Genomic DNA, 17913 nt, shown 5'->3' on the forward strand with positions numbered 1-17913 from the left:
TGCGCCGCAGCCGCCGACCCGCGCCCGCCGATGGCGTACACCCTGCTCCGTGTGTCCAGCAACCTGCCGTGGCACCTGCGGGGTTGAAGCCCTCGGCGCGGACACCGGACGCCCTCGCCGAGGAGTGGCTCGGGGTCGCCTAGAGTCGCGGGTCGGTGCGCAGCAGGCTGTACCGGACGACATCGCGCCACTCGCCGGCGCGGAAGGTCACCGCGCGCTGCACGCCCTCCCGGGTGAAGCCGAGCTTCTCCAGGACGCGCTGCTCGGCCAGGTTGCCCGCCTCGGTGTCCGCCTCCAGCCGCATCGCCGGCGAATGGGCGAACAGGTAGTCCACCAGCAGCCGTTGGGCCCGGGTGCCGATCCCGCGCCCGCGCGCCCGCGGCAGCAGCTGCACCCCCATGGTCCAGTACGGGGCGGACGGTCTCACCCCGGCGCGGTTGGCGGCGACGAAGCCGCCGAACCCGCCCCCGGCGACGACCGCGAGCGTCACATGCTCCTCCCCGAGCATTCCGTCCTCCAGCCACCGACGGCGGAACCGCTGCGGGTCCCGCCAGCCGTACCACTGGAACTCGCCCAGCGCCTCGGGGTCGTCCAGCATGTCCTCGATCGCGGAGAGATCGGCCTCGGCGATCGGGCGCAGGGACACTGATTCATCACTCATGCAGGCGCCAACGGCCGGGCGGCCGTGACGGTTCCTCGGCCGAGCGGCGGGCGGGGACCGGTGCGCAGCAGGCTGCGGAGAACGACATCAGGCCATTCTCCGGAGCGGACGAGCTGTGCCCGCTTCACGCCCTCGCGGACGAATCCGAGCTTTGCCAGGACGCGTTGCTCGGCCGGATCGCCGGATGCGGTCTCCGCTTCCAGCCGCATCACCGGCGAATGCGCGAACAGGTAGTCCGCCGGCAGCCGTTGGGCCCGGGTGCCGATCCCGCGCCCGCGCGCCCGCGGCAGCAACTGCGCGGGGGCGTCTTCTACTGCGACCGCCTTCATTCGACGATCGAGCGGGCGAGCCGGAATCCCACGTCGTCGATCCGCAGGGTCGGGTGGCTGCGGCGGCGAACCGAGGCGCGGCAGCTCCAGTGCTCGTCGAACCAGCCGCCGCCGCGCAGGACGCGGTAGCTGCCGTACACCTCGGGGTCGTAGCGGTCCCAGCACCACTCCCACACGTTGCCGAGCAGGTCGTACAGCCCGTAGGCGTTCGGGCGCAGCCCGCCCACCTCGTGCGGCCGCTCGCCCGAGTTGCCGCGGTACCAGGCGATCTCGTCCAGCGGGCCGTAGCGCGGGCCGTCCGTTCCGGCGCGGCAGGCGTGCTCCCACTCGGCCTCGGTGGGCAGCCGGTAGCCGTCGGCGGCGCGGTCCCAGGAGACCTCCTCGCCGTCCACCCGGTAGGCGGGGGCGAGGCCTTCGCGCCGGGACAGCTCGTTGCAGTGACGGACGGCGTCGAGCCAGGAGACGCTGTGCGCGGGGCGGCGGTCGCCGGTCGCGCCCTCGTACTGCTCGCGGGTCACCGGACAGGCCGCCAGTCGGTACGAGGCGACGTCGACGCCCCAACTGCGCTGGGTGCGACGGTCGGAGAGGGTGACCCGGCCGGAGGGAACGGTGATCATCCACCGATCCTAAGCGGAGCCCCGCAACAGGGCGACGCACGACGTCGAGGCCGAACGCCGCGAGCAGGCCGCGGACCGGGTGCACGGAGTGTCCACGTCGGACCTCGCCGCCCCGCGGGGTCGTCCGCGATCACGGCGAACGTGGTCGCGGACTCGCGCGCAGTCCTCGGAGGGCCGGTGCGCGGGACAACCCACCCCGCGCGGGAAGTCGGCCGGACCGACCTCCCACGCGGCGGCGCATCACCTACCCGCCGGTGGCCGGCCGCGCGGTGACCGTGCACAGGCGCTTGGTGGCGCGGGTGAGGGCGACGTACAGGTCGCGTTCGCCGGTGGGGCGGGCCGCCGCGATCCCGTCCGGGTCGACCACGACGGCCTCGTCGAATTCCAGGCCGCGCGCCTCGGAGGCCGGGACCAGCCGGGCGTACTCCTCGACCCCCGCGGCCGCCAGTTCCGCCACCCTGCCGTCCGCGCAGATCACGCCGAGCAGCTCGCCCGGATGCGCGGCGGCCTGCGCCCGAAGCTCGCGGACGAGATCGGCCACCAGCCCCTGCGGGGCCACCGCGACGGCACGCGGCTCGTCCCCGTGCCGGATCGACCGGACCGGCGGCTGGTCAGGGGCGATGCGGCTGAGCAACTCCCCGGTGGTTACCAGGATTTCCTGCGTGGTCCGGTAGCTGACGGTCAGCGTCCGCAGGTCGAAGCGGCGGCCGAAGAGGGGGGCGAGCGCCTCGTTCCAGTCCCGCGCCACTGTCGCCGGGCCCGCCTGCGCGAAGTCGCCGACCAGCGTCATCGACCTGCCCGGGCACCGGCGCGTGATCATCCGCCACTGCATGGCGGTCAGCTCCTGCGCCTCGTCGACGACGACGTGCCCGAAGGTCTGCTCGGGCGGCCCGTCGACCAGGCTCGCCGCCTCGTCGAGGAGCGGCACGTCCGCGTCGGCCCACGGCGCGCCGGGCGTGCGCAGCAGCAACGCCAGCTCGCCTTCGCCGAGTTGCGGAAGGTGTGCGGTCAGCGCATCGGCGTCGGCCAGCAGGGCACCGACGACGTCGCCGGGAACGAGCCGCGGCCAGAGTTCCTCGACCGCCCGGTCGAGGTGCGGGTCCTCCAGGAGGTCGGCGCGGACGGCGTCGGCGTCGAACTCGTCGGCCCCCGTGGCGGGCGCGTCGTCGATGCCGAGGCTGCGCAGGTCCCGGGCCGCCATCCGGTCGAGGTCGACCCCGGTGAGCTGCGCGACCTCGGCGTCGATGCGCTCCAGCGCCTCGGCCGTGCCGCGGGCCAGCGCGTTGGTCAGGGCGTCGACCAGCAGTTCCAGGAACAGCCGGCGCGCCCGGTTGTGCGCGAGCCCGCTCGCCTGCGCCGCCTGCCGCGCCCCGGCGACCTCCTCCTCCGCCAGGCGGACCCACTCCTGTCCGACCCGGAGGGTGAAGTCCCCGCCCGGGGCCTGTCGCGACCGGACCGACGAGGCCAGCGCTTCGGCCAGTTCGGCACCGCCCTTGAGGCGCGCCGCCTCGAACGGGTCCACGGCACCCGGCACGACGCCGGCCAGCTCCTCGCACGTCGCCAGGACGACGTCGTTCTCCCCGAGCGAGGGCAGCACCTGGGAGATGTAGTCGAGGAACCGCGCGTTCGGCCCCAGCACCAGCACACCGCGCTCGGCCGCCTTCGGGAACGCGTACAGCACGTACGCGGCGCGGTGCAGCGCCACCACCGTCTTTCCGGTGCCCGGGCCGCCCTGCACCACCGTCACCCCGCGGTGCGAGGAGCGGACGATCGCGTCCTGTTCCGCCTGGAGCGTCGCGACCGCCGCCCCCATCCGCCCCGTACGCCGCTCCTGGAGCGCCGCCGTCAACGGCCCGTCTCCGACGACGTCCCCGGCGGTCGGCTCCGAGCCGTCCAGCAGCTCGTCGCTGACCCCGACCACGGTACGGCCCGTCAGGCTCAGATGACGGCGGCGCCGCAGCCCCAGCGGGTGGACCGGCGTCGCCTCGTAGAAGGGCCGCGCCGCCTCCGCCCGCCAGTCCACCAGCAACGGCAGATCGTCCTCGTCCCGTTGCAGGCCCAGCCGCCCGATCCGCAACGCGGTCCCGTCCGCCAGGTCGATCCGGCCGAAGACCAGCCCGCCCTCGGCCCCCTGCAGCCGGCGCACCTCGCCCGCCAGCCGCCCGGCCGCCACCTCCCGCTCGTACACCTCGCCCGCGCTGCCCGCCACCGACGCGAGCACCCGCCCCAACTGCGCCCGCGCCCCGGCGAGCCGCTCATCGAACAGCTCACCGATGACGGACACCTGCACCTGCTCCAGCTCCACCTGCTGTGCGGCGGTGTCATTGATCTGCGACACGGATGAGCCCCCTCTCGGTTCGACCCGCCACTATGCAGAGGGAATTCGGAGAAGTAAACGTTGACTTGTCCGGCCTGAATGTGTCCTTCGATTCCTCGCGTGGAATTTTCTCGGCGGAATTCCGGAACGGTTTCCCGGGCGCCCCTTCTCGCCCTGCGGAAACGGCCTTTCCCGGCCCCGGGCGGGGGCACTGCCGCGCGGCGGCCCGGGGCCGAAACACCCGTCCGACTCATGCCCCGGATAGCCCCAACAGGCCGCCACACAAAGGCTTTTGCCGCATGCGCGCCCATCGGCCGGCCCGCCTAGGATCGGCGGCATGAACCGTACGATCCGCACCACCGAAGACGTCCTCGCCCTCCTCGACGGCCTCTTCCCGCCGGCCGAACCGTTCTGGGACCGGTTCTACGCGGACCGGTCCGCCGAGCGCCCGTTCTTCGCGCCCAAGCCGGACGAGAATCTGGCCTCCTGTCTCGACCGCGGTCTGCTCTCCCCCGGCCGGGCGCTCGACCTCGGCTGCGGCGCCGGCCGCAATGCGATCCACCTGGCCTCCCTCGGCTTCGAGGTGGATGCCGTCGACCTCTCCGCCACCGCCATCGCCTGGGCCCAGGAGCGTGCCCGCGAGGCGGGTACGGGCACCGAGCTGCGGTTCCACCGGGCGAGCATCTTCGACGCCGAACTCCCGTACACCCACTACGACCTGGTCTACGACTCCGGCTGCCTGCACCACCTCCCACCGCACCGCCGGGTCAGCTACCTGGCCCTGCTCGACCGGGTCCTGGCACCGGGCGGGCACTTCGCCGTCACCGCCTTCGCCGCCGGCGCGATCGGCTCCGAGCGGCCCGACGCGGAGCTCTACCGGATCGGCGCGCTGGAGGGCGGCCTGGCCTACTCGGCGGACGAACTCCGATCGCTGTTCCGCGAGTTCACCCCGCTGGAGATCCGCCCGATGGCCGCCCAGGGCCCCGACTCGCCGCTGTTCGGTGTCCCCTTCCTGCTCACGGCGCTCTTCCGGCGATCCGCCGGCCTCTAATCGGCCTCTCATCCTCCGCCCCTAGCCTGCGGCCGCATGAACGTCTCACTGCTCGACGGCTGGTTCCCGTGGACGGTCCGGGCCGCGGCCCTCGCGCTGCTCCTGGCCGCCGTGGGCCTGCGGGACCGGGCGTGGCGGCGCAAGCGGGGGCCGCTCGCGCTCGGGACGGCGCTGGCGGCCACCGCGGCCGGCGCCGTCGCCGTGCCGGTGCTGAGCGGGATCACCGACCCGATCCCGTTCGGGGTGTGGCTGTGGAGCGGGGTGGCGGTCACGGCGCTGTGCGTGCTCGGGTTCGGCTGGCGCGGCGCCCGGTGGTGGCGTCGGGCGCTGGTGGCGCCGACCGTGCTGCTGGCGCTGTTCTGCGCGGCGAACAGCGTGAACATCGCGACCGGCTACTACCCGACCCTGGGAGACGCGATCGGTGAGCTCGGCGGGCAGCCGCTGCCGGACCAGATCACCCTGGACGAGCTCGGGTCGGTCCACGGCAGGACCGGCACCGGCCGCATCGTCCAGGTCGACATACCGGACACCGCCAGCGGCTTCGCCCACCGCCAGGAGCTGGTCTACCTCCCGCCCGCCTGGTTCCGCAGCCGGAACCGGCCCAGGCTGCCGGTGCTGGAGATGATCGGCGGCGAGTTCGCGGCGCCCGACAACTGGATCCGCTCGGGCAACGCCGTGAAGACCGCCGACGCCTTCGCCGCCCGGCACAACGGCTTCGCGCCGATCCTGGTCTTCGTGGACGCCACCGGCGGCTTCCGGGTGGACACCGAGTGCGTGGACGGCCCGCACGGCCACGCCGAGAGCCATCTGCTCAGGGACGTCCCGCCGTTCGTCCAGAAGACCTTCAACGCCGCCACCGACCCGCACAGGTGGGGCGTGGCCGGCTGGTCGATGGGCGGCACCTGCGCGTTCGACCTCACCGTCGAGCACCCGGACGTCTTCACCCACTTCGCCGACTTCTCCGGCGACAAGGGTCCGTCCATCGGCGACCGGGACCACACCGTCCAGGAGCTGTACGGCGGCGACGCGGCCGCCTGGGCCGCCCACGACCCACTGACCGTGCTCGCCCACCACCCCAGGTACCAGGGTGTCTCCGGCTACTTCGCCCAGGGAAACGAGGAGCACGGCCAGATCGAGTCCGCCAGGGCCCTGGAGACGGCGGCCCGGAAGGACGGCATCCGGACCGTGAACGCGGTCGGCTCCGGCGGGCACACCTGGCAGACCGGTTCCGCGGCCTTCGCCCAGGCCCTCCCCTGGCTCGCCCAGCAGCTCGGCGTCCCGGGCACCCACGCGTAACCGCCCCCCGAGAGGTCAGTCCCGTTCCCGCCCCACGGCCTCCTCGTACGCCAGCAGCGTGTCCACCACCAGGCGCCGCTGCGCCGCGCTGAGCGGCCCGAGGGCCGTGCGCCAGGCGGCGGCCCCCGGGGCGAGCCAGGCCTCGATGGCGGGCAGCCGGGCGGAGGCGATCGCGACGATGCGGCGCCGGCGGTCGGCCTCGTCCTCGCGCCGCTCCAGGATGCCCTGCCGGCTGAGGTCGCCGACCATCAGGCTGACCGTGGTGGGGGCGACCTCCAGTCGGGCGGCGAGGTCGTTGACGCCCATCGGCCCGTCCAGCAGCAGGCAGGCCAGCAGCGACAGGTGACGGGGCGCCAGCGCGAAGCCGAGCAGCGGTTCGGGGACGGGAATGCGCTTGGCCCGCCCGACCAGCCGGGGCATCAGCAGCAGCATCGACCGTACGGCGTCGTCGAGCTCCTCCCCGTTCGACGGCTGCCGCACGTCGCGCGGTTCACTCTCGGGCGTTGACATCGCACACCCCTTCCCAGTTACCTTTGATAGCAAAGCTGTTTTACGTGCAAAGCAAACCTGCCAGCCCATGGTACGAACCGAGCCGAACGGAGCTCCACCATGCCGCACCTGAGCCTGCACATCCGCGAGGAGTCCCTCGACCCCGACGTCGAGCGGTCGCTCATCGCCGGCCTCACCGAGGCCGTCGCCACGGTCTTCGGCGAGCAGTTCCGCCCCCTGGTCGCGGTCGAGCTGATCGGGGTCCCGCAGCGCCGCCGGGGCATCGGCGGGCTGCCGACCGACGAGGTCGCGCCGGTGGTCACGCTGAGCATGCGGGAGGCGGCCTACCACCTGCCGCAGGTCCCGGACGCGCCCGCGCGTCTGGTCGCGGCGGCCACCGGGGCGATCGCCGGCGTGCTCGGCGAGGCCGTCGGGCAGCAGACCGTGGTCACCCTCGACGGCGTTCCGGCGGGCCGCTCCGGCCTCGGGGGCCGGGTCGGCTGACCGCATCCGTTCCGACCGGCCGCCCGCACCGGCCGCGAACGGGGAGGCCCCGGGCGCCGAGGGTCTCCCGCCCCCGCACGTTCCGAGAACGTCGCACGAGCCCGGCGCACCTGCCCCCACCAGCCCGGATGCGCCGCCCCGGCCCGCGCACGGACGCGAAGGCACGCTCCAGGAATCCCCCACACACCCTCCACGCCCGTTCACATCGGCCCCACAAGCCCCATCGACCCCAAAGGGAATCCGGGCCTCCGGCCGGAACCCGGCTTGGCGACCGGCGCTCCGGTGGCATAAGTTTCGACCGCCGTCGGCATGCCATCGGCCCTGACCACCCCTCAATCCCGGGGCGGGCGGCCGGGCGAGGAGCACGACGGCCGTACGCAGAGGGGGGAGGAGCTGCCATGCCGCATGCCCGCGACCACGGGTCGACCGGGCGGCGAGGACGGACGGACGGCGCCGCGCACCAGCGGCCCACGGCCGGTGCGCGCCCGACCCCGACCAACGCCACCGGACACCCGAGGAACCGTCAGTTGCGCACCACCAGACTCGCCACCGCCACCGCCGCAGCCCTCGTCTGCCTGGGCGCGCTCAGCGCCTGCGGCCCGGACAACGGGAGCCAGGACGCCGGGAAGACCGCCGCACCGGCCGGGGCCGCCGGCACCACGCCCAGCACCAACCCCACCAAGCCGGCCGGCTCCGACAAGGGCATCCCGGACAAGGCCTGGATGGACACCAAGAGCATCCCGATGGACGAGAGTTACCACTACACGCCGCTGGCGGCCAACGCCAAGCCGGTCTCCGGCCCGGTCCAGTTCAAGGGCATGGAGCTGTGCCGCGCCGCGATCGCCAAGGACGACGAGCCGCTGTTCACCGGCGCCGCCGCCGCGAAGGCCTCGGTCGGCTTCGACGGGGACCGCTGGGCGGCCCAGCAGACCCTGCTGTTCCACGGTGACCCGACCCGCAGCAGCGGCACCAAGCAGACCACCAACCTGGCCGAGGGCCGCCTGACGGAGGCGCTCAAGTCCTGCGCCAAGACCGCGCCCGGCGCCACCGTGAAGGTCGACAGCGCCCCGGACGCCCCCTACTTCGCCGCCGTGCTGACCGTCCCGCAGGCCGACGGCAGCACCGTCACCCTGCACGAGTACGTGGTCAGCGACGGCGGTGCGGTCAGCGAGCTGGCCGTCTGGGCCACCACCAAGGCCGGCGCCCAGCCGAAGGACGCCTGGAAGGCCCCCGAGGACAGGTTCGTCGGCACCGGCATGACGGCGCCGATGTGCGAGGCCCTTCCGGGCTGCGACGGGCACTGACCCCCGGCGGGCACCGCACCTCGCGGGCGCCCGGACACCGCACGGCGGGGTACCCGCCCACACAGACGGCCGCCCGGCCCGTCCGGCACAGGGGACCGGACGGCCCGGGCGGCACTGTCACGCCGGCTCCCGGGGAGCCGGCCTCACAGCCCCAGGACGCCGAGCGCGGTGGTCCAGTCGTTCGCGATCGCGCTGCGGGCGTCGTCGAGGCCCACCCGGCCGTTGCACACCGCGTTCTTGAGCTTGGTCTCGACGGAGTCCTTGCTCTGCGCCGGCTGGTTGCCGTAGCGCGGCTCGGGCCACAGGTTGGCCGGGTCGCGCGGGGCGCCGCCGAGCTCCAGCGGAACGAGGTGGTCCTCCTCGTAGTCCGCCGTGCTGGTGTCCGCGTAGCCGTAGGCGGCGATCTGCTGCACCTTCAGCGGGTTGGTGTAGCTGGTCGGCGGGCGGACGGTGGCGGTCCAGCCCGAGACGCAGATGGTCTGCCCGATGGTCGCCTGGGTGACGTCCGGGTTGTACGCACCGGGGGTGCAGTACGGGTCGGGCAGCGGCAGGTACGCCTGCGAACAACTCGCCGCGAGCGTACGGGGCTCGGCGGTGGCACCGTGGGCCGGCGCGGCGGCCTGCGCGGTGCCGGCGGCGAGCCCGGCGGCGGCGAGGGCGGCTGCCGAGGCGGTGACGGTGAGGCGGTGACGGAGCATCATGGGGGAAGCACTCCCGGGCCGGCCCGGCCCCTCGCCGGGCGACTGTGTTCATGACAGCACCGACCGGCCGACCACCGTCAGGCCCGGGACGTGAACGCCTGGTGACCGCGTCTCCACAACCTTCGCCGTCCCGGACGCCACGCCCCGGGCCACGTGCCGAGCGGTCAGCCCCTCAGGACCGCGAGTTCGATCTCCCGGCCGGCCCGGTCTCCGGGCACCGGCAGCGCCACCCCGGAGGGCTCGAAGCCGGCCTTCCGGTACATCGCCTCGGCCCGGGCGTTGTCCTCGTGGACGAACAGCCGCACCCGCTCGATCCGGGGCTCGGTGAGCGACCACGCCCACTCCTGGACGGCCCGGATCAGGTCCTGCGCCAGCCCGGTGCCCCGTGCCTGCGGCCGGACGTAGACCCCGACCACGTGCACCTGGTCGACCGCGATGACGTCGCCCTCCAGGGCCCCGTCCCCGCCGGGCCGCTCGACCAGCCCGGTCATCGTGCCGAGCCAGCGTCCGTCCTCGGCCTCCGCGATGAACTGCGCCACGTGCGGGCCCGTCGCGGCCCGGGTGATGCGGTCCTGCCAGAACTCGTCGGGCCTGGCCGCGGCCTGCTCGTGCGTCTCCAGGAAGGCCACGGCCGCGACCGGGTCCAGCAGCGCTTCCAGGCGGATGTCCCTGGCCTGCGGCCAGTCCTCGGTCCGTACCCGTCTGATGATGGTGGCACTGGTGTTCATCGCGTGATCATTTCATCGGCACCGACAGCCCCCGCAACCGGATTCGGCACCACCGGTCGGACCGGATCGGCCCGGGACGCCTCCAGCAGTCGCGCCAGCAGCGCCGCCGGCCCGTCCGGCAGGCTGCCGTGGACGAGTTCGGTCCGGTGCACCAGCCTGGGCGCGGCGATCGACGCGTGCCCGACCCCGGGCGCCGCCGCGAGCACCGGCTCGGGCAGCAGGGTGAGCCCGTGCCCGGCCGCCACCAGCGCGAGCAGCCCGTGCAGGTCGGTGCCCTGGTAGCGGGTGGCGGGCCGGAAGCCGTCGACGCCCGCAGCCGCGCGCAGCCGGGCCGCCGTCGGCGTGAGGTCGGGGGCGTCCAGCCAGCGGGCGGCAGAGAGGTCGGCGAGCGCGAGGCCGCCGCGCCCGGCCAGCGGATGATCGACGGGCAGGGCGACGGCGACCGGCCGTTCGGCCACCGCGACGGTGCGCAGCGGGCCGACGTCGGGCAGCGGCAGCGGGTCGCTGGGCGCGGCCAGCCCGTCGATCAGGGCGAGGTCGACCTCGCCGGTGGCGAGCCGCGCGGGCAGCACGTCCTGGGCCAGCACCCGGACCACCAGCTCCGCCCGCGGATAGGCCCGGCGCACCTCGCCGAGCGCGCGCCCCAGGGTCGCTCCGACCGCCAGCGGGGTGGCCCCGAGCACCAGCCGGGCGCTCAGGGCACCGGCCAGGCGTGCGACGTCGGCGCGCGCCGCCTCCAGCCGGACCAGCAGCGGCGCGGCGTGCTCCAGCAGCCGCTGCCCGGCCCCGGTCGGGCCGACCGGGCGGCGGACCAGCAGGGCGGCCCCGAGGTCCGCCTCCAGCGCCGCGATCTGCTGGGAGACCGCGGACTGGGTGTAGCCGAGCTCCCGAGCCGCCTCGGAGAAGGAGGCGAGGCGGGCGACGGTGACGAAGGTGCGCAGCTGCTGCGGGTCCACGGCGGTCATCAACCGATCTGATCGAAGCTTAAGGAATCATCGTTGGCGCTGATCTCGGGTGCGGGGCCAGGATAGCCGCATGACCTACCTGACCCCGCGGGTCGCCCTGGTCGGCGACCGCTCCCCCGCCGTCCGCTCGCACGCCCGGATCCCGGGCCTGCTGGACGCCCTCGCCGAGCACGACCACCTCGTCCTGGACGCCTACTGGATCCCGACCGGGGACGCCGCCGAGCCCGGCGCCCTGGACGGCTTCGACGCGGTCTGGCTGCTGCCGGGCAGCCCGTACCGCAGCGAGGCGGGCGCCCTGGCGGCCGTCCGGACCGCCCGCGAGCGCGGCATCCCCTTCCTCGGCACCTGCGCCGGTTTCCAGCACGCGGTGCTGGAGTACGCCCGGAACGTCTGCGGCCTGGCCGGGGCCGTCCACGGCGAGGAGCACCCCGACGGGGAGCAGCAGGTGATCGCCCCGCTGGCCTGCTCCCTGGTCGGCCACGAGGGGGCCGTCACGGTCGCCCCCGGCAGCCTCGCCGAACGGGTGCTCGGCGCCACCCGCACCCAGGAGCGCTACCACTGCGCGTACGGCCTCAACGGCGCCTACCTGGAGCGGCTGTCCGCGCACGGCCTGCGGTTCAGCGGCGCCGACGGGTCGGGCGAGGTGCGCATCCTGGAGCTGCCCGGCCACCCGTTCTTCCTGGCCTCGCTGTTCCAGCCCGAGCTGTCCGGCGACGGCACCCGGGCGCACCCCATGGTCCGCGCCCTGGCCGGCGCCGCCGTGGCACACGCGGATGCGGGCACCCCGGCCGCGACGGCCTGAACGCGCCTCACATCGGCAGCGACCGCAGCCGCACCGGCCCCTCCGGCCACCCGGCCCCCGCGACCAGCGGGGCCCACATGGTGCGCAGCGGCATCTCCGCCAGCCGCCCCCCGGGCTGTTCCACCGTCACCTCCTGCGCCACCTCCCGGAAGCCGAGCCCCCGGTAGAACGCGGTCAGCGGCGGGCGGCAGAACAGCAGCGCGTACCGGTGGCCGAGCGTGCGCGCGTGGTCGAGGCCGGCCCCGACCACGGCCCGCGCGAGGCCGCCGTGGCGCCGGTCGGGCGCGACGCAGACTCCGCCGACGCCCACCACGGTCAGGTCGGTGCCGCCCACGGTGAGCGGCAGCGGCAGCAGTCCGGTGTGGGCGACGAGCCGGCCGTCGGCGGCCCGGACGCCGAAGTGGATCTCCTTGGGCAGGAAGGCCAACCCGGTGTACGCGACGCCGTACGGGTCGTCCCCGGGGCCGAGGATCTCATCCTGCTCGGCACGGCTGTACTGCGCGAGCCGTTCGACCACCGGCGCCCCGGCGAGGTGCGGCTCGGGCGAGAAACGATCATCCATTCCGCCATGCTCTCCTCCCACCAGCGCCTTCAACCAGTCCCTTCCCGGCCACTCGGTCCGACGATCGTCCCGGCACCGCGCCGGTGTGGAAGCATGCCCCTCATGCAGCAGCCCACCGACCAGTCGGCCGCCGACCTAGCCGCACCGCTGCCCGGCCCGCCGCTGCGCCTGCCCCGACCGGTCCGGGCCGTCGCGCCGACGGCCCTGGTGCTGCTCGTCCTCGTCCCGCTCGCCGCCAACGACCCCGACTTCGGGCCGACCGCCTCGCCGGGGACCAACGCGGGCCTGATCGCGGTCGGCGCGCTCGCCCTGGTCCTGCGGCACCGCCACCCGGCCGCGACGACCGCGGTCACCCTGGTGAGCGGCCAACTCCCGCTGGCCGTCGCGCTCCACGGGCTGGCCGCGCGGCGCGGCGGCACCGCGCCGGTGTACGTCCTGGCGGCCCTGGCCCAGCTGCGGCTGTTCGTCCCGTTCGACCTCGGGGACGTCAGCACCCCGTCCGAACTCGCCAACCTGATCGAGGACCCGCTGGTCTTCGGCGTCGTGCCGCTCGCCCTCGGGCTGACCGCCCACCAGCGCGCCCTCACCGTCGCCGTACTGGCCGAACGCAACCGGCTGCTCGGCGAGCGCAACCGGCTGCTGGAGGAGGCCCGCCGGCACGCCGAGGAGCGCGCGGCGGCCGCCGAACGCGCCCGGCTCGCCCGGGAGATGCACGACGTGGTGTCCAACCGGGTCTCACTGATCACCCTGCACGCGGGCGCCGGGCAGGTCGCCCGGGCCGAGGACCCGGCCGCCGTCCGGGAGACGCTCGGCCTGATCCGCGCCCTCGGCCTCCAGGCGCTCACCGAACTGCGTGTCCTGCTGGGCGTGTTGACCACCTCCGCCGACCAGGCGCCGTCCCTGCGCGGGCTGCCCGCCCTGGTCGAGGAGTCCCGGCAGGCCGGGCTGGCGGTCGGGCTGACCGTCAGCGGCCCGGCCGAGGGGCTGCCCGATCCCGGGCCCGCCGTGCAGTACGCGGCCTACCGGATCGTCCAGGAGGCACTGACCAACGCGCACAAGCACGCCCCGGCCGCCGAGGTGGCCGTCACCGTCGAGGTCGCACCGGACGGACTGCGCCTGGCGGTGGTCAACTCCCGCACCGAGCCGCCGGACCCGGGGCCGGCCGGCGACGGAACGGCGGACACCGGACCCGAACTGCCCTCCGGCGGCCACGGCCTGCGCGGCATGCACGCCCGGGCCGGCGACCTCGGCGGCACCCTGCACGCCGGGCCGACCCCCGAGGGCGGCTTCGCCGTCCGGGCCCGGCTGCCGCTCGGCACCGCCTGAGCGGCACCGCCCGAGCGCAAGCGCCGGCCGCGCTGCGGCCCGAACCGCCGTCAGGCCGCCGCGCGCCGCGTCAGCTCCGCCCAGACCTCGGCCACCCGCGCTTCCAGCTCCGCCAGGCCGCCGCCGTTGTCGATCACCAGGTTCGCGATCGCCAGCCGGTCCTCCCGGGAGGCCTGCGCGGCCATCCGGGCCCGGGCCTCCTCCTCTGCCATCCCGCGCAGCCGCACCAGCCGGCCCAGCCGCACCTCGTCGGCCGCGTCCACCACCACGACCAGGTCGAACAGCGGCGCCAGGCCGTTCTCGGCCAGCAGCGGCACGTCGTGCACCACGACCGCGTCCGGCGCGGCCGCCGCCTCCAGCGCGGCGGAACGGGCCCGCACCAGCGGGTGGACGATCGCGTTCAGCGCCTTCAGCCGCTCCGGGTCGGCGAACACGACCGCCCCGAGCGCCGGACGGTCCAGCGTGCCGTCCTCCCGCAGCACCTGCGGTCCGAACTCGGCGACCACGGCCGCCAGACCGTCCGTCCCGGGGGCGACCACCTCGCGGGCGATCACGTCGGAGTCCACGATCACCGCGCCGCGCGCGGCGAACAGCCGGGACACCTCGCTCTTGCCCGCGCCGATGCCGCCCGTCAGTCCGATCTTCAGCATGGCGTCAGGCTACCGGCGCGGCGCCGGGGACGTCAGTGCGGGGCCGCCCCCCTCAGCCCAGATCCAGGCTCTCGCCCTCGCCCAGCACCGCCAGCTCCGCACCCGTGCCCGGCCCCTCCGGCCCGACCAGCCGGGTCTGCACGGCGAACCCGATCGGGCTGAGCACCGCCTCGTGCACCGGCACCGCCCGGCGCGGCCCGGCCTCCCGGACGTAGTCGATCACCTCGGAAGCCTTGCTCCAGGGCGCCGCGAGCGGCAGCAGCAGGGTGTCCACGGCGTGCGGCGGCACGGTGAACGCGTCACCGGGGTGGAACAGCCGGCCGTCGAAGAGGAAGCCGATGTTCCGTACCCGCGGGATGTCCCTGTGGATCTCCGCGTGCCACTCGCCGTGCACCGAGACGCCGAGCCCGCCGATCTCGAAGGCGTCGCCCTCGCCGACCACGCCGACCCGCTGCGCCACGCCCTCCAACCGGTCCGCGACGGCCCGGTTGGTCCACACCCGCAGCGCCGGGTCGGCCGCCAGCGCGGCGCGCAGCCGGGACTCCTCGAAGTGGTCCATGTGCTCGTGGGTGATCAGGACGGCGTCCGCCCCGGCCAGTGCGGCGGGGTCGGTGAAGCTCCCGGGGTCGACGACGACGGTGGTGCCGCCGTGCTCGACGCGTACGCAGGCGTGTCCGAACTTGGTGATTCGCATGCCGGAAACCATACAGCAAGGCTGTACAGTAAGGCTGCATATCTTGTCGGTAGACTCGTCCCATGCCCAGCGAAGCCCCGCACCCGGACACCCTGGAACTCGCCGCCGACCTGCGCGCCGCCCTCGGCAGCCTGGTCCGCTCCCTGCGCGGCGGCGACGAGCTGCCGCAGAACCAGGCCGCCGTCCTCGGCCTGCTGGTCCGCGACGAGCGCTCCTGCACGGTCGCCGAACTCGCCGCACTCCAGCGGGTCCGCCACCAGTCGATGGCCCGCACCGTCGCGCTGATGACCGAGGCCGGACTCGTCACCCAGCAGCCCCACCCCACCGACGGCCGCAAACTGCTCATCGCCGCCACCGAGGCCGGGCGCACCGCCCTGCTCGACCAGCGCGCCCGCCGCGAACACCGGATCGCCACCGCGATCGAGTCCCGCCTCAGCCCCGCCGAACAGGACCGGCTCCGCGCCGCGGTCGACCTGCTACGCCGACTGGGCTGAACCCACCAGGCCCTGGGACACGACGTCCCTGGGCTCGGCACCCTCGGTCTCGGCGCCCTTGGTCTCGGCACCCTCGGTCTCGGCGCGCACCGCCGGGACCGCCGCCGGCTCGATCTCCGGCAGGTCCACGTGCTCGCTCAGCCCGAACCGCCGGTGCAGCCGCCGCAGCGGGGCGGGCGCCCACCAGTTGAACTCGCCGAACAGGCTCATCGCGGCGGGCACCAGCAGGCACCGCACCAGGGTGGCGTCCACCGCGACGGCGACGGCCAGCGCGATGCCCATCTGCTTGACCATCAGCATGTCCCCGAGCGCGAACCCGGCGAAGACGATCACCATCAGCAGCGCCGCCGAGGTGATGATCCGACCGCTGCGCTGCACGCCCAGCTCCACCGCCCGGACGCAGTCGTGCCCGCGCAGGGTCAGCTCCCTGATCCGGGAGAGCAGGAACACCTCGTAGTCCATCGACAGCCCGAAGGCGAAGGCGAAGACCAGCACCGGGATGAAGGTCTCCAGCCCGCCGGTCGGGCTGAATCCGAGCAGCCCGCTGAACCAGCCGTCCTGGAACACCAGGGTGAGTGCGCCGAGCGAGGCGCCCAGCGAGAGCAGGTTCATCAGCAGTGCCTTGACCGGCATCACCACCGAGCCGGTCATCAGGAAGAGCAGCACCAGCGTCCCGGCCGCGACCAGGCCGAGCGCCCACGGTCCGCGCGAGAGCAGCTCGTCCTGGAAGTCCACCACCGAGGCCGCGCCGCCGGTGACGTAGGTGGTCAGTCCGTCGCGGTCGCCCCGCAGCTCCTGCACCACCTGCTTGGCCGGCCCGCCCTGCGGGTCCCCCTGCACCAGCACGTCGATCGTGGAGACCGTGTCGCTCACCGGGCTCACCGCCCGCACCCCGCTCACCCCGGGCAGCTTGGCGACCACCTCGTCCGCGTACGCCTGCGCCACCGACGCCCCGCCCTCGACCACCACCGTGATCGGCGCGGCCGCGGCCTGCGGGAAGCGATGGTCGACCGTCTCGGCGACCTGCCGGCCGGCCGAGGAGGCGGGCAGCACCGCGGCGCCGGAGCTGCGCATGTCGGCGTGGAGGAACGGCGCCCCGGCCGCCATCAGCAGCGCCACCGAGGCGAGCGTGACCGCCACCGCCCGCTTGCGCACCCGGCGCACGATCCGGCTGAAGAACCCCTCGTCCGCCACGGGCGCGGGCGGCGCCTTGATCCGCGCACCGGCGAAGCCGAGCAGCGCGGGGATCAGGGTCAGCGCGGCGGCGACGGCGATCACCACGACGCTCACCCCGGCCGCGGCCACCGCGCCCAGCACCGGGCTGGTGAAGACGAACAGGCCCGACAGTGCGACGGCCACGGTCAGCCCGGAGAAGGCCACGGTGCGACCGGCGGTCGCCGCGGTCCTTTCGACGGCGGCGGTGATGTCCGCACCGTGGCCGCGTTCCTCGCGGAAACGATTCACCATGAGCAGCGCGTAGTCGATCGAGAGCCCGAGCCCCAGCACCGTGGCGATCGGCAGCACGCTGGTGTCGATGTCCATGATCCGGCTGAAGCCGAACATGGCCAGCAGCGCTCCGCCCACCGAGGCGACCGCCCCGATCACCGGCAGCGAGGCCGCCGCCAGCCCGCCGAAGACCAGCACCATGACGATCAGCGTGAGCGGCAGCGTCACCAGCTCGCCGAACCGGGTGTCCTTCTCGGTCTGCTGCTTGACCTCCTGCTGGAGCACCAGGTCCCCGCCGACCGTGACGTGGGCACCGCCCGCCCCGTCCAGCGCGGTGAGCCGCTGGGTGACGGCGTCCGTCTGAGCGGTGCTCGCGGTGTCGGCCATCCGTACGGTGACCAGGCTCGCCGTCCCGTCGGCGGAGTGCAGCGCGGCCGACGCCGGGCCGGGGCCGTACGCGTCGAGCGCCGAGGAGACCCCGGGCAGGCCGCTGATCTCGGCGGTGGCCTGCTCGACGGCGGCCTTCACCGCCGGATCGTCCACCGGCCTGCCGTCCACCACGGCGGTGACGGTGCCCTTGACCGGGTCGGCCGCGGCGACCACCGCGCTGCCCCGGTCGGCCTCCGCACTGGCGGAGGAGGCCCCGGCCACCGAGCCCTCGAAGACCCGGCCCCCGATCAGGACGCCGACCACCAGGACGACGGCCCACAGGCCGAGCACCCAGCGGCGGTGGCGGAAGCAGAACCGGCCGATGGCCGCGAGTCGGCCGCCGATCACGGCGGTGGGGGCGGCGGAAGAGGGGTAGCGCATAAGAAGCCTTTCGGGCAGCTCCTCTCAATCTAGGTGCAACCCGAACTACGGCCTATAGATGGGCAATGAGCCCCATCTCACACTTTCCTTCACATAAAACACACATAAGTCGGACCCGTATAAGCCAAGGCGAAAAACGAAATGGGCCCCACCCGGAAATTCCGGGT

General features: G+C 74.5%; 19 protein-coding genes. 7 read left to right on the top strand and 12 right to left on the bottom strand.

Features of this window, described 5'->3' with window-relative positions; translation table 11 throughout:
* Nucleotides 1-139: 139 nt before the first annotated feature.
* The 4 genes from ACFU7Y_RS04795 to ACFU7Y_RS04810 all read right to left on the bottom strand — a co-directional run bounded on the left by ACFU7Y_RS04795 (nt 140) and on the right by ACFU7Y_RS04810 (nt 3945).
* Nucleotides 140-661 carry a GNAT family N-acetyltransferase gene (locus tag ACFU7Y_RS04795; RefSeq protein ID WP_224282923.1) on the bottom strand — a complete coding sequence of 174 codons (522 nt, stop codon included), beginning with the start codon at nt 659-661 and terminating at the stop codon, nt 140-142.
* The gene (locus ACFU7Y_RS04800; RefSeq protein ID WP_224282924.1) at nt 658-990 is read right to left on the bottom strand and encodes a GNAT family N-acetyltransferase; all 333 of its coding nucleotides are present in this window, start codon (nt 988-990) and stop codon (nt 658-660) included. Before ACFU7Y_RS04800 ends, ACFU7Y_RS04795 begins: the two co-directional genes overlap by 4 nt.
* Nucleotides 987-1607: a formylglycine-generating enzyme family protein gene (locus tag ACFU7Y_RS04805; protein ID WP_224282925.1), complete on the bottom strand. Its 621-nt coding sequence runs from the start codon at nt 1605-1607 to the stop codon at nt 987-989. Before ACFU7Y_RS04805 ends, ACFU7Y_RS04800 begins: the two co-directional genes overlap by 4 nt.
* A gap of 244 nt (nt 1608-1851) precedes the next feature.
* Complete coding sequence (locus ACFU7Y_RS04810; RefSeq protein ID WP_224282926.1) at nt 1852-3945, bottom strand: AAA family ATPase; 2094 nt, start codon at nt 3943-3945, stop codon at nt 1852-1854.
* A gap of 316 nt (nt 3946-4261) precedes the next feature.
* Here ACFU7Y_RS04810 and ACFU7Y_RS04815 point away from each other — a divergent pair, with 316 nt between their 5' ends.
* Both ACFU7Y_RS04815 and ACFU7Y_RS04820 read left to right on the top strand, forming a co-directional pair.
* On the top strand, nt 4262-4975 hold the full coding sequence (locus ACFU7Y_RS04815) for a class I SAM-dependent methyltransferase (protein WP_380766485.1): 714 nt from the start codon (nt 4262-4264) through the stop codon (nt 4973-4975).
* Between the two features lie 36 nt (nt 4976-5011).
* On the top strand, nt 5012-6271 hold the full coding sequence (locus ACFU7Y_RS04820) for an alpha/beta hydrolase (RefSeq protein ID WP_380766487.1): 1260 nt from the start codon (nt 5012-5014) through the stop codon (nt 6269-6271).
* A 15-nt stretch (nt 6272-6286) separates the two neighbouring features.
* On the opposite strand, the gene ACFU7Y_RS04825 is transcribed toward ACFU7Y_RS04820, so the two are convergent.
* Nucleotides 6287-6781, bottom strand: a complete 495-nt coding sequence (locus ACFU7Y_RS04825; RefSeq protein ID WP_224284652.1) for a MarR family transcriptional regulator — start codon at nt 6779-6781, stop codon at nt 6287-6289.
* A 99-nt stretch (nt 6782-6880) separates the two neighbouring features.
* Here ACFU7Y_RS04825 and ACFU7Y_RS04830 point away from each other — a divergent pair, with 99 nt between their 5' ends.
* Nucleotides 6881-7264: a hypothetical protein gene (locus ACFU7Y_RS04830; protein WP_224284651.1), complete on the top strand. Its 384-nt coding sequence runs from the start codon at nt 6881-6883 to the stop codon at nt 7262-7264.
* 527 nt (nt 7265-7791) lie between these two features.
* Nucleotides 7792-8568 carry a hypothetical protein gene (locus ACFU7Y_RS04835; protein ID WP_224284650.1) on the top strand — a complete coding sequence of 259 codons (777 nt, stop codon included), beginning with the start codon at nt 7792-7794 and terminating at the stop codon, nt 8566-8568.
* A 143-nt stretch (nt 8569-8711) separates the two neighbouring features.
* Here the strand turns inward: ACFU7Y_RS04835 and ACFU7Y_RS04840 are convergent, their stop codons facing one another.
* From ACFU7Y_RS04840 to ACFU7Y_RS04850, 3 genes are all read right to left on the bottom strand, one after another.
* Nucleotides 8712-9269, bottom strand: coding sequence for a hypothetical protein (locus ACFU7Y_RS04840; protein WP_380766488.1), 558 nt, complete (start codon nt 9267-9269; stop codon nt 8712-8714).
* A 164-nt stretch (nt 9270-9433) separates the two neighbouring features.
* Nucleotides 9434-9997, bottom strand: a complete 564-nt coding sequence (locus ACFU7Y_RS04845) for a GNAT family N-acetyltransferase (RefSeq protein WP_224285595.1) — start codon at nt 9995-9997, stop codon at nt 9434-9436.
* Nucleotides 9994-10953, bottom strand: coding sequence for a LysR family transcriptional regulator (locus ACFU7Y_RS04850; RefSeq protein WP_380766493.1), 960 nt, complete (start codon nt 10951-10953; stop codon nt 9994-9996). The genes ACFU7Y_RS04845 and ACFU7Y_RS04850 overlap by 4 nt, the downstream gene beginning before the upstream one ends.
* Before the next feature lie 79 nt (nt 10954-11032).
* On the opposite strand from ACFU7Y_RS04850, the gene ACFU7Y_RS04855 reads away from it, so the two are divergent.
* A complete protein-coding gene (locus tag ACFU7Y_RS04855; RefSeq protein WP_224285096.1) occupies nt 11033-11764 on the top strand; it encodes a hypothetical protein in 732 nt (243 codons plus the stop codon).
* Nucleotides 11765-11771: 7 nt separating this feature from the next.
* Here the strand turns inward: ACFU7Y_RS04855 and ACFU7Y_RS04860 are convergent, their stop codons facing one another.
* Nucleotides 11772-12326, bottom strand: a complete 555-nt coding sequence (locus ACFU7Y_RS04860; protein WP_380766489.1) for a GNAT family N-acetyltransferase — start codon at nt 12324-12326, stop codon at nt 11772-11774.
* A 102-nt stretch (nt 12327-12428) separates the two neighbouring features.
* On the opposite strand from ACFU7Y_RS04860, the gene ACFU7Y_RS04865 reads away from it, so the two are divergent.
* On the top strand, nt 12429-13652 hold the full coding sequence (locus ACFU7Y_RS04865; protein WP_380766490.1) for a sensor histidine kinase: 1224 nt from the start codon (nt 12429-12431) through the stop codon (nt 13650-13652).
* A 50-nt stretch (nt 13653-13702) separates the two neighbouring features.
* Here ACFU7Y_RS04865 and coaE read toward each other — a convergent pair whose 3' ends face one another.
* Together coaE and ACFU7Y_RS04875 are read right to left on the bottom strand one after the other, a co-directional pair.
* Nucleotides 13703-14302 carry a dephospho-CoA kinase gene (gene coaE / locus ACFU7Y_RS04870; RefSeq protein WP_224283180.1) on the bottom strand — a complete coding sequence of 200 codons (600 nt, stop codon included), beginning with the start codon at nt 14300-14302 and terminating at the stop codon, nt 13703-13705.
* Between the two features lie 52 nt (nt 14303-14354).
* Nucleotides 14355-14996: an MBL fold metallo-hydrolase gene (locus ACFU7Y_RS04875; RefSeq protein WP_380766491.1), complete on the bottom strand. Its 642-nt coding sequence runs from the start codon at nt 14994-14996 to the stop codon at nt 14355-14357.
* A 62-nt stretch (nt 14997-15058) separates the two neighbouring features.
* On the opposite strand from ACFU7Y_RS04875, the gene ACFU7Y_RS04880 reads away from it, so the two are divergent.
* Nucleotides 15059-15490, top strand: a complete 432-nt coding sequence (locus ACFU7Y_RS04880) for a MarR family winged helix-turn-helix transcriptional regulator (protein WP_224283178.1) — start codon at nt 15059-15061, stop codon at nt 15488-15490.
* On the opposite strand, the gene ACFU7Y_RS04885 is transcribed toward ACFU7Y_RS04880, so the two are convergent.
* Complete coding sequence (locus ACFU7Y_RS04885; protein ID WP_380766492.1) at nt 15473-17746, bottom strand: MMPL family transporter; 2274 nt, start codon at nt 17744-17746, stop codon at nt 15473-15475. The genes ACFU7Y_RS04880 and ACFU7Y_RS04885 overlap by 18 nt on opposite strands.
* Between the last annotated feature and the right edge of the window lie 167 nt (nt 17747-17913).

The organism is Kitasatospora sp. NPDC057542 (assembly GCF_042801945.1).
GTDB lineage: Bacteria > Actinomycetota > Actinomycetes > Streptomycetales > Streptomycetaceae > Kitasatospora.